This window comes from Bifidobacterium sp. LH_450 (assembly GCF_056356715.1).
In genome coordinates this window covers 23,312-39,314 of the sequence record NZ_JBKEUU010000007.1, presented here as the reverse complement: position 1 = coordinate 39,314, position 16,003 = coordinate 23,312, and the positions used below count along the sequence as shown (strand labels likewise).

Here is a 16,003-nt window from a genome sequence, read left to right as displayed (position 1 = left end):
GGGCCATGGCGCACAGTACAAGCAGACAACAGTCCAAACCGGACCATCGTCTGCCCGCGTCCACTCTCCAGTTCTCAAACCGCCACCCCACGCGCCGCCGCCAAGCACCCTCCAGCAGGAAGGCCCCGGAAGCGGGGAGGGCATCCCAAACGCCACACGTGGCGGTTCGGGAACCCAACAGCATGCACCATACCCGCGCCACAAGGACGCGATCCCCGATCTCTTCCATAGCCAGCAAGGAACCCCCAGCACCCCGGAAAAGCAGGGACGCTTGGGAAGGGATTCCAGTTTCATGTCTCCGTAGAAAGGAGGTGATCCAGCCGCACCTTCCGGTACGGCTACCTTGTTACGACTTAGTCCCAATCACGGGTCTCGCCTTAGACGGCTCCCCCCACCAGAAGGTGGTCGGGCCACCGGCTTCGGGCGCTACCCACTTTCATGACTTGACGGGCGGTGTGTACAAGGCCCGGGAACGCATTCACCGCAGCGTTGCTGATCTGCGATTACTAGCGACTCCGCCTTCACGCAGTCGGGTTGCAGACTGCGATCCGAACTGAGACCGGTTTTCAGCGATCCGCTCCACCTCACGATGTCGCATCGCGTTGTACCGGCCATTGTAGCATGCGTGAAGCCCTGGACGTAAGGGGCATGATGATCTGACGTCATCCCCACCTTCCTCCGAGTTAACCCCGGCGGTCCCGCATGAGTTCCCACCATGACGTGCTGGCAACATGCGGCGAGGGTTGCGCTCGTTGCGGGACTTAACCCAACATCTCACGACACGAGCTGACGACGACCATGCACCACCTGTGAACCCGCCCCGAAGGGAAACGCCATCTCTGGCGCTGCCGGGAACATGTCAAGCCCAGGTAAGGTTCTTCGCGTTGCATCGAATTAATCCGCATGCTCCGCCGCTTGTGCGGGCCCCCGTCAATTTCTTTGAGTTTTAGCCTTGCGGCCGTACTCCCCAGGCGGGATGCTTAACGCGTTGGCTCCGACACGGAACCCATGGAAAGGGCCCCACATCCAGCATCCACCGTTTACGGCGTGGACTACCAGGGTATCTAATCCTGTTCGCTCCCCACGCTTTCGCTCCTCAGCGTCAGTAGCGGCCCAGAGAACTGCCTTCGCCATCGGTGTTCTTCCCGATATCTACACATTCCACCGTTACACCGGGAATTCCGTTCTCCCCTACCGCACTCAAGCCCGCCCGTACCCGGCGCGAATCCACCGTTAAGCGATGGACTTTCACACCAGACGCGACGGGCCGCCTACGAGCCCTTTACGCCCAATAAATCCGGATAACGCTTGCACCCTACGTATTACCGCGGCTGCTGGCACGTAGTTAGCCGGTGCTTATTCGAACACTACACTCAACCACCCAGAAGGATGGCCTTGCTCGTGAACAAAAGCGGTTTACAACCCGAAGGCCTCCATCCCGCACGCGGCGTCGCTGCATCAGGCTTGCGCCCATTGTGCAATATTCCCCACTGCTGCCTCCCGTAGGAGTCTGGGCCGTATCTCAGTCCCAATGTGGCCGGTCGCCCTCTCAGGCCGGCTACCCGTCAAAGCCTTGGTGGGCCATTGCCCCGCCAACAAGCTGATAGGACGCGACCCCATCCCACGCCGCCAAAAAGGCCTTTCCNATCCGGAATTACCACCCGTTTCCAGGAGCTATGCCGGTGCATGGGGCAGGTCGGTCACGCATTACTCACCCGTTCGCCACTCTCACCCAGCCCCGAAGGGCCAGGATCCCGTTCGACTTGCATGTGTTAAGCACGCCGCCAGCGTTCATCCTGAGCCAGAATCGAACCCTCCACAAAAAACTGTGTCAGGAACCATATCGGCTCCAAAAATAAGAAATCAACCACCCAGCCAAAGGCCAGGCATTGAAGTACCGCAAGCCCTTATAAGGAAAGGGCAAGCAAAAACCCCGGCCCCCATCAACCAACCTAATGGACTCCCAAACGGGAGCGGAAGCCGGACTGGCAATCAAAAACACTCGAAGCAAACCAGAAGGTCTGCCATATTCAAGTAGTACAGTACACGCTCTTGAGTTCTCAAACCACCACCACGCGCCAAGCCCGGAACACCGGGGCGGAACCCGCCCGGCCGGCTCAGCGGCAGCAAGAGAACAACTTACACGCCCAACGCGAAAACCGCAACCCCCAACCCCAAAACCCCTGCAAACACTGGGCTCCACGGCGTGTCGCACACACGGCAAAAATCAGGCAGGCGCCGGCGTAGAATCGCGGGTATGGGTAGAAAGATTGCTGTGCTTACGGGAGCGGGGATTTCGACGTCGGCTGGAATTCCGGATTTCCGTGGGCCGGATGGCGTGTGGACGAAACATCCCGATCAAATGTCGGTGTACGACATCGACGCGTTCCTTTCCGACAAGGAAGCGCGGGAATATTCCTGGCGCTGGCAGAAGGAATCTCCGGTATGGAACGCGAAGCCAGGCAAAGCGCACTATGCGCTCGTCGATCTCGAGAAAGCGGGGATGCTGAGCCTGCTGGCCACGCAGAATTTCGATGCGCTGCACGAAAAAGCCGGCAACAGCCCGGACCTCATCGTCAATCTGCACGGCACGATCGGCACGTCGCACTGCATGAAGTGCCACAAGAAGTACGATACCGCCGACATCATGGCGAATCTCGATGAGGAACCGGACCCGCATTGCCATCGCCAGCTGCCGTACTCGGGCAATATGCCGTGCAACGGGCTGCTGAAAACCGACGTCGTCTATTTCGGCGAGGCGCTGCCGGACGGCGCGATGGAACGCTCGATGCGCGAAGTGCAGAAAGCCGACGAACTGTGGGTCATCGGCTCGACGCTGGAAGTGTTCCCCGCTGCTTCGCTGGTGCCCGTGGCGGCGCAGGCCGGCGTGCCGATCACCATCATGAACATGGGGCGCACGCAGTACGACCGGCTCGCCACGCGGCTCATCCATGAAGACATCGCCGAAGCATTGCCAGCGCTCGTCGAAGAAACGATTGCCGGGAACTAGTAGATCCGCTTCGGGGTGAAGCCGGCGTCGCGCAGCGTGGCGAGGATCTGCTCGATATGGTCCGGGCCGTTCGTTTCGACGGTGACGCCCAGCGCGACGGCATTCGTGTAGTGGCCCGACGCCTTGAACTGGTCGTGGTCAAGCGCGATGACGTTGGCGCGGCACTGCGCGAGCAGCGATGCGACCTTCAGCAGCTGGCCCGGCACGTCCGGCAGCTCCACTTCGAAGTTCATGATGCGGCCACGGGCGATCATGCCCTTCTGGATGACGGCGCCGATCGTGACGGTGTCGATGTTGCCGCCGGACACGATCGGAACGACGACGTGCTCGCCTTCGGCCGCCGCGAACTTGCGCGAACGCAGGTTCAGGTGCTCGAGCGCGGCGAGGGACACGGCGCCGGCCGCTTCGACGACCATCTTGTGCTTTTCAAGCATCAGCAGGATCATTTCGTTGATGTCGCGCTCGGACACCTCGACGAGGTCGTCGAGGAACTCATTGAGCAGCGCGAACGTCAGGTCGCCGGGGCGCTTGACGGCGACGCCTTCCGCCGACGTCACGACCTGGTCGGCAGGCACGACGCGTCCGGCGGCGAACGACTTGCGGAACGCCGGCGACCCTTCCGGAATCGCGCCGATGACGCGCACTTCCGGGCGGAACATCTTCACGGCGAGCGCAACGCCGGCGCCGAGGCCGCCGCCGCCGAGCGGCACGACGATGTCGGTGACGTCGGGGACGTCTTCGAGGATCTCCATCGCGATCGTGCCCTGGCCGCACAGCACCTCGTAGTCGTCGAACGGCGCGACGTAGGTCATGCCCTCCGTCTGGCTCAGCTCGATGGCGTAGGCCGCGGCCTCGTCGAATACGTCGCCCTTGAGCACGACGTCGGCGCCGTACGCCTTCGTGGCGTCGACCTTGAGCGGCGGCGTGATCTGCGGCATGCAGATCGTCGCCTTGGCGCCGCGTTCGCGCGCCGCGTACGCCACGCCCTGCGCGTGGTTTCCAGCGGAAGCGGTGACGATGCCGCGCTCGAGTTCGTCTTCGGTAAGCGACGCGATCTTGTTGTAGGCGCCGCGGATTTTGAACGAGCCGGTCACCTGAAGGTTTTCCGGCTTCATCAGAATCCGGTGGCCGGTCATTTCGGAAAGCGCGGGAGATTCGATAATCTCGGTGTGCCGCGCCGTTCCGTCGAGTCGTTCCTTGGCCAGCTTCAGTTCGGCAGCGTGGTCTCGCCGCATTGCCTGCAACACGTCTTTTTGTTCCATAAGCGAGATTCTAGGAATTCAAGATTCCCGCGGCGAGGGGATGTCCGTTCTGTGACCACAAACGTGGAACGCCCCATCGAGGGGACGTTCCACGGCGCTGTCAGCGGCGGACGATGACGCCTTCCCAGGGGCTCAGCGTGCCGGCGTTGAGGCTAGCGGCGCTGTGCACGGCGTCATACGTCGACAGCACGATGGCGTTCGGGTCGACGGTGCCGTCGCCGCCGCGCGGCACGCGCTTGGCGGTGTGCTTCGGCAGCTTCGCCTCATGGTCGGTGAGGTTGATGGCGACGAGCAGCTCCTCGTCGCCGAGCGTGCGCGTGAATGCGTACACCGACTCGTCATCGTCGTCGACGAGCTTCCACTCTCCGGCGGCGACGACCGGCTCGCGGTGGCGCAGCGCGATGAGCTGCTGGTAGAACGAGAACACCGAGTCCGGGTCGCGCACCTCGAGCGCGGCATTGATGGTCTTGTGGTTGGGGTTGACGGCGAGCCACGGTTCGGCGCCGGCCAGCTGGGCGGCGACGGCATCCATGAAGCCGGCGTACTTGGAGGCGTCCCATTGCATCGGCGTACGAGAGTTGTCGCGGCCGAAGCGCGCGAACCCTTCCATCATCGAGTCGGCCGACTGTACCTTGGCCTCTTCGACGCGCTGGCGGTAGGCGTTGAGCGTCTCCAGGTCGCGGTACTGCTCGAGGCGCGTGAAATGCGCGTTCGTCATGCCCAGCTCTTCGCCCTGGTAGATGTACGGGGTGCCGCGGTGCAGGTGGATGAGCATGCCGAAGGCCTTGGCCGATTCGGGCGATTCATCGCCCCAGCGCGAGGCGACGCGCGGCTGGTCGTGGTTGGACGTGAACAGGCTCGTCCAGCCCTTCTCGCGCACCGCGTCCTGCTGGGCCGCAAGCTCGTGGCGCAGCCGGCGCACGTCGAACGGAATGCCCTGCCACTTCGAGCCTTCCTGGTCGATGCCGACGTGGTCGAACTGGAACAGCATGTCGAGCTCGCCGTTGGCCGGATCGGTGATGACCTCGTTGCGGTCGGCATGCACGCCCGGCGCCTCGCCGACCGTGAGGAACCCGTCGCGGCCGTCGAACACCTCGCGGCGCATTTCCTTGAGGAACTCGTCGAGGCGCGGGCCGTCCGAGCAGAACGGGAACGGCGACGAATAGCCCTCCTCGCCGACCGGCAGGTCGTCGATTTCGCTGCCCGCTTCGCCAGGCAGCTTGCCGTTGGCGTCGGTGACCTTCGAAATCTGCGTGATGACGTCCATGCGGAAGCCGTCGATGCCGCGGTCCATCCACCAGTTCATCATGTCGTACACCGCGCGGCGCACCGCCGGGTTCTCCCAGTTGAGGTCCGGCTGCTTCTTCGAATACTGGTGCAGGAAGTATTCGCCGCGCTTGGGGTCGTACTGCCAAGCGGAACCGCCGAAATACGAGCCCCATTCGTTCGGTTCGGCGCCCGGGGTGCCGGGTTCGAAGCCGGGGCGCGCCGGACGCCACCAGTACCAGTCGGCATGCGGATCGTCCTTGTCGCGCGAGGCCTGGAACCACGCATGCTCGTCGGACGTATGGTTGACGACCAGGTCCATGATCACCTTGATGCCCAGCTCATGCGCCCTGGCGATCAGCGCATCCATGTCGTCCATCGTGCCGAACATCGGGTCGATGGCCTGGTAGTCGGAAATATCGTAGCCGTTGTCGTCCTGCGGCGAGGCGAACACCGGGCTGAGCCACAGCACGTCGATGCCGAGGTCGGCGAGGTACGGCAGGCGCCGCGTGATGCCCTTGAGGTCGCCGATGCCGTCGTTGTTCGAGTCCTGGAAGCTGCGGGGATAGATCTGGTATGCAACGGCGTTGGCCCACCAAGGGTTCGGCTGCGCGCCGTTCGTTGCGATGTTGTCGGGAAGTGACTGCCGTTCTTTCGACGTCATGACGTTCGCTCCTTTGCTTCGAATCTTGTGCCCGTTGCGTTCCATTGTGCCCCTCGCAACCGGCTCTTGGAACGGCATTGTACGGCACTGATATTGGCTGCGGCGATTTTCATACTCGCACGTTCGCATTCCGCTTGTCCGTTGACATTGCGCAACGCGAGCGCACTATATTGGCACTATGACTGAAGATTCACCGCTGGTCGGCCGGCCGTCGCCGGTCGTTCCCGGCCGCTTTGGCGAGCCGCTGGAAATCTCCCATGCCGTTACGTCGCGCGGCGACGGCGCCGCGAACCCCACCCGTCCGCTGTTCCTGTGCCTGCACGGCTGGGGTTCGAACGAGAACGACCTCGCCGACATGATGCAGTACGTCGCCCCGTACAACGACTACGTGTCGCTGCGGGCGCCGCTGACGCTGCAGGCGGCCAGCAACGCCGGGATGTTCGGCACTCCCGGCGCCTATTCGTGGCTGCACGACGCGGTGCCGTCCGGCGACGACCTCGACTACGACGCGTTCGCCGCCGCCAGCGCCATCGACCGGTGGGTCGCCGCGAACGTCGCGCCGGAACGCGACGTCGTGCCGATCGGCTTTTCGCAGGGCGGCATGCTGGCGATCCAGCTGCTGCGCGTGCACCCCGAACGCTACCGGGCGGCGATCTGCCTGTCCGGATTCCTCGCGCCCGGCAACGTCGCCGGCACGGCGCCGGCCGACGAACGGCTCACGGACCTGAACATCCCCACGTTCTACGGCTACGGCACCGCCGACAACGTCATTCCGCGCTACGCGATCTACGAAACGATTGCGTGGCTTGAAGAGAACACATGGCTGACCGTCAAGGAGTACCCGGGCGTCGACCATGCCGTGTGTCTGCCGGAGTTCGCCGACCTGCGCGAGTGGCTCGTCGCCAACGACATTACGTCGGGGCTGATGTAGCGGCCGGATTGGCCGGAATCTTTCCTAAGATTTCCGCTTCCTGGCCGGGTCGGAAGGGCGCGCAGCGTCAGGATTGCGCGCGCCGGGCGCGGAAGAAGGCGGAGAGCTGGGCGGCGCACTCGCGTTCGCGGATGCCGCCATAGACTTCCGGAACGGTGCCGACGTGCGGATCGCGGGGAATGTCCCAGACGGAACCGCACGCGCCGAGCTTGGCGTCCCAGGCGCCGAACACGATGCGCCCGACGTGCGCCTGCAGGCACGCGCCCGCGCACATCGGGCACGGTTCCAGCGTGACGACGAGCGTGCAGTCTTCCAGATTCCAGCCGCCGAGTTGCGCCGCGGCCTCGCGCATCGCCACCACTTCGGCGTGGGCGAGCGGATCGTCCGTTTCCTCCCGGCGGTTGCGTCCGCGGCCGATGACGTTGCCGGCGGGGTCCAGCACGAGCGCGCCGACCGGAATCTCGTTCGAGGAAGCGGCGTCGGCGGCGAGCGCCATCGCCGCTTCCATCGCCGCATCAAAGCGGCGTACGTTCCCTGACTGCGTGGCTAGCTGCATGCCTCCCAGCGTAGCCGTTGCCGCGGCGGGTTTGCCAGCCGCAATGTGAGACGTTCGAAATATTGGACAGATAGAATCGATTGAATCTCATACCCCCTAGTTCAAGCGACCAAAGGAGCGGCCAATGGCGGTTTTTGAAATGATCCTCTACATCATCGCTGCGGTGGTGCTGTCATCGTTTCTCAGCCGCTTCATTCCGAAAGTCTCCACTCCGCTGGTCCAGATCGCGCTCGGCATCGTGCTTTCCCAGCTGCCGTTCTTTCCCGACGTCGAACTCGACCCCGAACTGTTCATGGTGCTGTTCATTGCGCCGCTGCTGTACCTTGAAGCGCACGAAATCAACAAGACGCAGCTCATCAAGTCGCTGAAGCTGTCGCTGTCGCTGGCCATCGGGCTGGCAATCGCGACGATGGTCGCCGTCGGGTTCCTGCTGCACGCCATCTGGCCGATCGTGCCGCTCGCGGCGGCGCTGGCGCTCGGCGCGGCGCTCGGGCCGACCGACGCCGTCGCCGTCAGCTCGCTGTCGAACGAGGCGTCGCTGTCGCAACGGCAGGTGGGGGTGCTCAAAGGCGAATCGCTGTTCAACGACGCGTCCGGCATCGTCGGCTTCCAGTTCGCCATCGCGGCGGCGACGACCGGCGTATTCCAGGTGGGCGAAGCGATTGGCGAGTTCGTCGTCAGCTTCATCGGGGGCACGCTGTTCGGCGTCGTCGTGGGGCTGGTGACGAACTGGCTGTTCGAAACGATCCGCTCGCTGGGGTGGGAAACCACCACCACCCGCATTCTCATGGAGCTGTTCCTGCCGTTCCTGCTGTACCTGGGCGCGGAGGCGCTGGGCGTTTCCGGCATCCTCGCGGTCGTGGCGGCCGGGCTGCTCATCAACTTCGACCGCACCGGCATCGGGCCGAACGTCGCGCGTACGAACATCGTGGCGTCCAGCGTGTGGAGCGTGCTGTCGTTCTCGCTCAACGGCACCGTGTTCATCCTGCTCGGCATGCTGCTGCCCGGCGCGATGCGCGCCAGCTGGAGCGACCCGTCGATTTCGAACTGGACGCTGATCGGCGTCATCGGCGTCGTGTCGCTCATCGTTATCGCCATGCGGTTCCTGTGGGTCTCCGGCATGCTGCGCATCACGCGGCATGAAACGACCCGGCAGCGGCGCAAGATGACGAAGGAACGCTGGCGGGCGGCGGCCGTCATGACGTTCGGCGGCCCGAAGGGCACGATTACGCTCTCGCTGATGTTCACGATTCCCTACACGATCGCGAGCGGCGAATGGTTCCCGATGCGCGACGAACTGATCTTCGTCGCCGGCGGCGTCATCCTCGTCACGCTCCTGCTCGCCAACTTCCTGCTGCCGGTGCTCGCGCCGAACCGTTCCGGCGACCCATCGAAGGAAATCAACGAGATTTCGGTGGAGGTGCTGCGCCGTACCGTCGAGGAGCTCGCCGAACGCGCGACCGACGAGAACCGCGCCGCCATCATGCCGATCATCGACTCCTATACGAAGCGCATCACGCGCATCAAGCAGCAGCTCGGCGCCACCGACCCGGCCGGCTACCAGGAGCTGCAGCTCGCCGCGCTCAACTGGGAGAAGGAGTACGTCAAGCAGCGGCTCGCGGACATCAAGGCGCACCCGCTGGAGGACAAGGCGGCGCAGGAAACGGAAGTCGAGGCGTGCGAGCGGCTGCTCGACCAGATCATGAAGACGCTGCGCCATACGAGCACCGACCATGATTCGGCGCATATCGTATGGATGCTGCGCGGCCGGTTCCGCGCGCTGCAGCGCCATACGACGCTGCTGGGACGGCGCATCGCCGGCAAGATCCGCCGCACGGCGCCGCTGGCGACGGACGACGAGGTGTTCGCACGCAGCCGGCAGATCCAGTGCGACGCCATCGACCACGTCATCGACCATCTCTATGACGAAATGGGCGGCGAGCATTACGACACCGAATACTGCTCATCGCTGCTGCTCGACTACCGGCGCGCGGCGGCGACGCTGCGTTCGCGGCCGAGTGTCGGCAATTCGGCGCAGATGATTACGAAGGTCGAGGAATACAAGCGCGAAAGCTACGGCATCGAGCTCGGCGTCATCCAGGACCTGTACGAGGCGGGTGAAATCACGCGCGCGCAGAGCAGGCAGCTGCGGCGCAACGTCTACGTGATGAGCGTGGACGCCGACGCAAGCTTCTAATCAGTCGGAAATGTCGGCGCGGTAGAAGTGCTCGTAGCTGCGCGACGGCGTCGGGCCGCGCTGGCCCTGGTAGTGCGAGCCGGTGCCCTGCGAACCGTACGGATGCTCGGCGGGGCTCGAGAGCTGGAAGAAGCACATCTGGCCGATCTTCATGCCGGGCCACAGCTTGACCGGCAGCGTCGAGACGTTCGACAGCTCGAGCGTGATGTGGCCTTCGAAACCGGGGTCGATGAAGCCGGCCGTCGAATGCGTCAGGATGCCCAGGCGCCCCAGCGAGCTCTTGCCTTCGAGGCGCGCGGCGAGCGTGGCGTCGAGCTTGACGTATTCCCACGTGGAACCGAGCGCGAACTCCCCCGGATGCAGGATCCACGGCTCGTTGGGGGCAACTTCGAACTGCTCGGTCAGCTCGCCCTGGTTTTCGGCCGGGTCCACATAGGTGTACGCGTGGTTGTTGAACAGGCGGAAGAAACGGTCGAGGCGCACGTCAATCGAGGCCGGCTGCACCATTTCCGGGGTCCACGGGTCGAGCGAAACATGCCCTTCGGCCTGCGCGGCCAGAATATCGCGATCGGACAGCAGCATCGTCCCAGTCTCCTTCACGTTTCCCGTGGAACATCGGGCCGCCACGACGCGGCAGCCAATACGCACCTCAGTGTAGCCGCTTAGGGGGATAGTGCGGGCTGCCACGGCGCCCAACGGCGCCACAGGGGCATGGCAGTGCCCTCGGTTCGTTCCCGCCATCCAGCACGTTCCCGCTTTGCGGCAGTGGCCTCACGGATGAAACCAGCCCCCTTGGCATAACGACATCCGTTCCCCCGTCGATGGCGGCCGCTTTCAGGAAACTGCCAGATAAACGCAACGGCTCCCCCAGATTGCCCCTGCATACTTAAACCATCAGCCAAGCTGATACGGAACACCACAGCACAGCGTTCCTTACAAGTGAATATTTCCTCTTTCTTCTTCTCTCTCTCCTTTGAGCTCCGGCGGGAAACCGCCGGAGCTTCTTCTTTGCTCCGGCTTTTTCGGCGACGCCGGGACGTTACGCGATGAAGATATTGCGATGAAACAATCTTTTGCAAGGAAAAACGGGAACAAATCTCCAGATTTCAGTAGTATTTACTTCCAGACGAACTGTTTTTTCCGCCTGCTTTGCGGCATACGGCAACGCAGGCGCCAGAGAGGGGGCAACGTGACGTTTCTCGATCAGGATGAGTCGCCGACGCAGGCAGGCGGCAAGCAGGACGAAACCGGCGCGCAGCCCGCAACCGGAACGGTGCCGCCACCCCCGTCGCCGGCGCAGCAATCGAAGCCCTCTTCCCCGGCGATGCCGGCGATCAGCGACCCGCTGGTGTTCCCCTCGTTCGATGACGACGGCAAGGGGCCCGCGACGACGTCGGTGCAGCCGCTGGCGCCGACGACGACCTTTTCGTTCGGCGATTTCCCGAGCACCGAGCCCGACCCGGAACCGCAACCGCGCAAAAGCGGAACGAATAGAAGCAATAAGAACGCGAAAAAATCTAAATCAAAGAAACACCGGCCACATGCCGCCCCGCACAAGACGGCGACGCAGCCGGTCAAGCTGACGATCGACCCGCTGACGCAGCCGCTGAGCGAAGTGCCGAGCGCCTCCGCGCGTGACGCCGACGGCGAAACGACGGTGACGATGGCGCCGGTGGCCGACGCCTCCACGCAGACGATGTTCCCGCCCGTCGAACCGGGCAAGCCGGAGCATCCGGCGCGTACGGCGAGCGGCACCAAGTGGAAGAGCGCGCCCGGCGGGGGCGCCTCGCCGGTCATTACGCCGCCCAGCGTGCCGGTGAAGGACGAAGCCGACGAGGAGGACGGCGACGCCGCAGAGCACGCGAAAAAAGCGCCGAAGGAGAAGAAGAGCCACGCGAAGCTCATCGCCATCATCGTCGTCGCGGTGCTCGTCGTTGGCGCCGGCGTGGGCGGGTTCCTGTGGTGGAACGCCACCAAGAGCCGCAAGGCGCAGGAAGCCGCGCTGTCGAGCTGCCAGTCGGCGTCGGAAAGCTACGATGCGGCGATTGCCAGCCTGAAGAAAACGATCAGCAGCAACGAGGCGCTCGGCACCACCGCGGCGAGCAAGGTGAGCGACCCTGCCGTCATCACGACGCTGCAGAAGGCACTGAAGGACGGCACGTCGCTGACGGAGGCGGCCGCGCCGCGCGCCTGCACCGCGCAGCTGTCGACGGCGATGCTGCAGCAGACCGCCAACGACTTCACGACGGCCCAGTCGAAGGCCGCGGACGTGCAGCAGCAGATTTCCAACGCCGCCACCGCGTTGACCGACTCGATGAAGGAAGAAAACGTCAAGGTGCTGCAGGATGCGCTGAATTCGGCGATCGACGATGCGCAGGAGACGTACGACACGACGGCCGGGCAGGTCGCCGACGAAACGACCCGCGAAACGCTGCTGTCGGCGATTGCCGACGCCAAGAAGGTGGCCGCGAAGTCCGACCTGACGCAGAAGGACGTCGACAAGTCCACCGCGGCGCTCGATACCGCCGTCGCGGACGTCAAGGCATCCGAAACGCAGAAGGCCAACGACGACGCCGAAGCCGCCTACCAGCAGCAGCTCGCCGAGCAGCAGGCACAGCAGCAGGCGCAGCAGCAACAGCAGAATTCGACGTACGGCTACGATACCGGCACGACGGGGTCGGCTGGCACCGATGACGGCACGGGCACTACCGACAGCAGCAACTCCTACGACACCACCGGTAACACCGGGACCGGCACGGACGCCAGTATCGATACCAGCGGCACGGGGTACTAAACCCGGCAAAAGCGAAGGCCAGCTTGCGCAACCGCTGAATCTTAAGCGTTGCGCAAGCCGGCCTTTGCTATAGCTATTCGGGCTGAGCGGAAATGCTAGGCGAGGGCCGGGGCCTGGGGACGGCGGGCGCGCAGGACGATCTTGCGCAGCTCGCTGGCGACCAGAACCACGGCGGCCAAGCAGATGCACTCAAGCCATGCCATCGGCTCCAGCGGCGTGGTGCCGAACGCGACGTTCAGGAACGGCACGTAGATCACCAGCAGCTGCAGCACGATCGACAGCGCGATGGCACCCCACAGCCACTTGTTCGCGAAGAAGCCGCGGAAGGCGCTCTCGTAGTGGCTGCGCGAGCACAGCGCGTTGAACAGCTGGGCGAACACGAGGATCGTGAAGCCCATCGTGCGCGCTTCCGTCATCTGCGCTTCATGGCCGACGGCGGCGACCGAGCGGTCGGTGAACAGGCCGCCGGACAGGTGCATGTCCATGCCGATCAGCGTGACGATGGCCATGATGATGCCGACATAGATGATGTCGCCCCACATCTGGCTGTCGATGACGCGGTCGGTGAGCTTGCGCGGCTTGCGGTTCATAACGTCCTCGGTCGACGGATCGACGCCCATGGCGAGGGCCGGAGCGGCGTCGGTCAGCAGGTTGATCCACAGCAGCTGCGTTGCCAGCAGCGGCACGGTGACGCCTTCGGAACCCGGCACCGAAATGCCGAGGAACCCGGCGAGCATGACGCCGCCGAACACGGTGAACACTTCGCCGACGTTCGAGCTCAGCAGGTAGCGCAGGAACTTGCGGATGTTGTCGAAGATGTTGCGGCCTTCGCGCACGGCGGCGACGATGGTGGAGAAGTTGTCGTCGGCGAGGATCATCTTCGCCGATTCCTTCGTCACTTCGGTGCCGGTGATGCCCATCGCGACGCCGATATCGGCGGACTTGACGGCCGGGGCGTCGTTGACGCCGTCGCCGGTCATGGCCGCGATGTTGCCCTGGCGCTGCAGGCTTTCGACGATCTCCAGCTTATGTTCCGGAGCCACGCGGGCGAAGACGGACGTCGTGGCCGTCGCCTTGTCGAACGCCTCCTCGCCCTGGGCCTTGAGCGCATCGAGCTCCTCGCCGGTCAGGGCCTTGCCGTCCTTGCCGACGATGCCGAGGTCCTGGGCGATGCGGGTGGCGGTCAGCGGGTGGTCGCCGGTGATCATCACCGTGCGGATGCCCGCGCGGTGCGCTTCGGCGACGGCGTCGCGCACTTCGGTACGCGGCGGGTCGATGATGCCGACCATGCCGGTCCAGATCAGGTTCTTCTCGATGACGTCCGCCTGGTCGGCGATGTCGGTCGGCTGGCCGGCCGCGTTCGTCTTGATGCCGGGGACGTCGGCGAGCGACGCCGTTTCCAGCGGACGGTACGCGGAGCCGAGCGTGCGGTACGCTTCGCCGGAGAGCCGCTCGACGGCGTCGAGGATATCCTGGCGGTCGCCGTCGGTGAGCTTGCGCACGGCGCCCCCGTTGACGGCGATGCGGTCGCAGTAGCTCAGCAGCACGTCCGGAGCGCCCTTGGCGAATACCGACAGCTTGCCGGCATCGGTCGTGTCCTGCGCGATGACGGACATGCGCTTGCGGTCCGACGTGAACGGGATTTCAGCGACGCGCCGGAAGTGCTTGAAGTGCCGGTCGGCGTGCACCTTCTTCGCGGCAACGATGATCGAGACTTCGGTCGGGTCGCCGACGACGTCCCACGTGCCCGGCTTGTCGCCGGCGCGCAGTTCGCCGTCGTTGGCAAGGTAGCCGGCGCCCAGCGTCGCGAACACTTCGTGGCGGATGCCTTCGGGCACCGCGTCGCCGTTGAGCTCGACCATGTCGCCTTCGGGAGCGTAGCCGGTGCCGGTAATCTCCACTTCGCCGGAAGGAGTCACGACGCGTTCTACGGTCATTTCGTTCTTCGTCAGCGTGCCCGTCTTGTCGGAGCAGATGACGGACGCCGAACCCAGCGTCTCCACCGAATGCAGCTTCTTGACGATGGCATGGTGCATCGCCATGCGCTGCACGCCGAGCGCGAGCACGACGGTGAGGATGGCGGCCAGGCCTTCCGGCACGGCGGCGACGGCCAGCGAGACGGCCAGCAGCAGCGAATCGATGACGTCGTCGATGCTGTGGAAGCCTTCCATGACGGCGAGCGCCAGCAGCACGACCACGGCGATGATGCATACGGCGATGCCGAGGATCTTCGAAACGTGGTTCATTTCCTTCTGCAGCGGGCTCGTGTCGTCGTCGGTGGCGGACAGCAGGTCGGCGATCTTGCCGACCTGGGTGTTCATGCCGGTGCCGGTGACGATGGCGCGGCCGGTGCCCTGCGTGACGGAGGTGCCGTTGAACACCATGTTCGAACGGTCGCCGAGCGCCTTGGCGGATTTGAGCGTTTCCGGGTTCTTGCCGACCGGCACCGATTCGCCGGTCAGGCTCGCTTCGGCGATGCGCAGGCTCGCGGCGGCGAACAGACGGCCGTCGGCCGCGACGGTATCGCCTTCGCCGAGCACGAGGATGTCGCCGGGGACGACGTCGACGGTGTTGATGCGCTGTACATGGCCGTCGCGCAGCACGTTCGTCTGCGGCGCCGTCATCTGGCTCAGCGCATCGACGGCCTGTTCGGCCTTCGCTTCCTGCACGTAGCCGAGCACGGCGTTGACGATGAGGATCAGCACGATGACGATGGCGTCGAACGGCAGCGCCTCGGCGCCCTCCCCGCCGGCGTTGTGCGCGCGTTCGATGATCCATGCCACCAGCGAGATGGCAGTGGCGGCCAGCAGCAGGTAGACCAACGGGTCCTGGAACTGCTGCAGGAACTTCTTCCACTTCGGCACCGGCGGCGCGCTGGCCAGCTCGTTGGGCCCGAACTTGGCGCGGCGACGCTTCGCTTCCTCGCTCGTCAGGCCCTTCTTCGGATCGACGTCGAGCAGCTTGGCCACTTCATCGGCGTCGGTCAGCGACGGGTCGTCCCCCTTGAGCAGCGCCTGCTGGGCGCGCACTTCCGCCTCTTCCTTGGGATTTTCGGGTTGCACGGCGGGATTGTCGTCGAACACCGCCGTAGCGTCCCCTATACGTTCGTATTGCTGTTCATCCATATTGAATCTCCTGGGTTGGCCGCGGAGTAGTCAGGCCCTTGCGTCGCTGGCGAACGTTCCGGCGACGCGCAGCGGAACCTGCGCGGTTCGTTGTTGCACCGGACGACCGTCGCGATGCATTCGTTTGCAATTATTCCATATCGGGGGCGCGGAATTAGCTGGCGGGCAAAGCGCCGTGCAGAAGCTCCAAGAAACGCG

9 protein-coding genes and 1 rRNA gene are annotated in these 16,003 nt (G+C 64.4%); 4 read left to right on the top strand and 6 right to left on the bottom strand.

From position 1 onward, the window contains the following. Positions 1-304 precede the first annotated feature (304 nt). Positions 305-1,823, bottom strand: a 16S ribosomal RNA gene (locus AC1AXT_RS08515). 434 nt (positions 1,824-2,257) lie between these two features. On the opposite strand from AC1AXT_RS08515, the gene AC1AXT_RS08510 reads away from it, so the two are divergent. Continuing rightward, entirely contained in the window at positions 2,258-3,010 is a 753-nt protein-coding gene (locus tag AC1AXT_RS08510; RefSeq protein ID WP_476542144.1) for an SIR2 family NAD-dependent protein deacylase, read from the top strand. Here AC1AXT_RS08510 and ilvA read toward each other — a convergent pair. Then, on the bottom strand, positions 3,007-4,272 hold the full coding sequence (gene ilvA / locus AC1AXT_RS08505; protein ID WP_476542142.1) for a threonine ammonia-lyase: 1,266 nt from the start codon (positions 4,270-4,272) through the stop codon (positions 3,007-3,009). The two genes, AC1AXT_RS08510 and ilvA, sit on opposite strands and share 4 nt — an antisense overlap. A 100-nt stretch (positions 4,273-4,372) precedes the next feature. Next, positions 4,373-6,202, bottom strand: a complete 1,830-nt coding sequence (locus AC1AXT_RS08500; RefSeq protein WP_476542140.1) for an alpha-glucosidase — start codon at positions 6,200-6,202, stop codon at positions 4,373-4,375. A 178-nt stretch (positions 6,203-6,380) separates the two neighbouring features. Here AC1AXT_RS08500 and AC1AXT_RS08495 point away from each other — a divergent pair, with 178 nt between their 5' ends. Then, positions 6,381-7,133 carry an alpha/beta hydrolase gene (locus tag AC1AXT_RS08495; RefSeq protein WP_476542138.1) on the top strand — a complete coding sequence of 251 codons (753 nt, stop codon included), beginning with the start codon at positions 6,381-6,383 and terminating at the stop codon, positions 7,131-7,133. A gap of 67 nt (positions 7,134-7,200) precedes the next feature. On the opposite strand, the gene AC1AXT_RS08490 is transcribed toward AC1AXT_RS08495, so the two are convergent. Then, positions 7,201-7,689, bottom strand: a complete 489-nt coding sequence (locus AC1AXT_RS08490; RefSeq protein WP_476542136.1) for a nucleoside deaminase — start codon at positions 7,687-7,689, stop codon at positions 7,201-7,203. Between the two features lie 124 nt (positions 7,690-7,813). On the opposite strand from AC1AXT_RS08490, the gene AC1AXT_RS08485 reads away from it, so the two are divergent. Continuing rightward, a complete protein-coding gene (locus AC1AXT_RS08485) occupies positions 7,814-9,886 on the top strand; it encodes a Na+/H+ antiporter (protein ID WP_476542134.1) in 2,073 nt (690 codons plus the stop codon). On the opposite strand, the gene dcd is transcribed toward AC1AXT_RS08485, so the two are convergent. Next, on the bottom strand, positions 9,887-10,468 hold the full coding sequence (gene dcd / locus AC1AXT_RS08480; RefSeq protein ID WP_476542133.1) for a dCTP deaminase: 582 nt from the start codon (positions 10,466-10,468) through the stop codon (positions 9,887-9,889). Between the two features lie 607 nt (positions 10,469-11,075). On the opposite strand from dcd, the gene AC1AXT_RS08475 reads away from it, so the two are divergent. Next, on the top strand, positions 11,076-12,680 hold the full coding sequence (locus tag AC1AXT_RS08475) for a hypothetical protein (RefSeq protein ID WP_476542131.1): 1,605 nt from the start codon (positions 11,076-11,078) through the stop codon (positions 12,678-12,680). Positions 12,681-12,775: 95 nt separating this feature from the next. Here the strand turns inward: AC1AXT_RS08475 and AC1AXT_RS08470 are convergent, their stop codons facing one another. Then, the gene (locus AC1AXT_RS08470; RefSeq protein ID WP_476542129.1) at positions 12,776-15,805 is read right to left on the bottom strand and encodes a cation-translocating P-type ATPase; all 3,030 of its coding nucleotides are present in this window, start codon (positions 15,803-15,805) and stop codon (positions 12,776-12,778) included. Positions 15,806-16,003: the final 198 nt, after the last annotated feature.

What these genes read in the sequence shown, in the direction of transcription:
- AC1AXT_RS08510 (WP_476542144.1), top strand. Translation starts at nt 2,258, where the DNA reads ATGGGTAGAAAGATTGCTGTGCTTACGGGAGCGGGGATTTCGACGTCG.
- ilvA (WP_476542142.1), bottom strand. Translation starts at nt 4,272, where the DNA reads ATGGAACAAAAAGACGTGTTGCAGGCAATGCGGCGAGACCACGCTGCC.
- AC1AXT_RS08500 (WP_476542140.1), bottom strand. Translation starts at nt 6,202, where the DNA reads ATGACGTCGAAAGAACGGCAGTCACTTCCCGACAACATCGCAACGAAC.
- AC1AXT_RS08495 (WP_476542138.1), top strand. Translation starts at nt 6,381, where the DNA reads ATGACTGAAGATTCACCGCTGGTCGGCCGGCCGTCGCCGGTCGTTCCC.
- AC1AXT_RS08490 (WP_476542136.1), bottom strand. Translation starts at nt 7,689, where the DNA reads ATGCAGCTAGCCACGCAGTCAGGGAACGTACGCCGCTTTGATGCGGCG.
- AC1AXT_RS08485 (WP_476542134.1), top strand. Translation starts at nt 7,814, where the DNA reads ATGGCGGTTTTTGAAATGATCCTCTACATCATCGCTGCGGTGGTGCTG.
- dcd (WP_476542133.1), bottom strand. Translation starts at nt 10,468, where the DNA reads ATGCTGCTGTCCGATCGCGATATTCTGGCCGCGCAGGCCGAAGGGCAT.
- AC1AXT_RS08470 (WP_476542129.1), bottom strand. Translation starts at nt 15,805, where the DNA reads ATGGATGAACAGCAATACGAACGTATAGGGGACGCTACGGCGGTGTTC.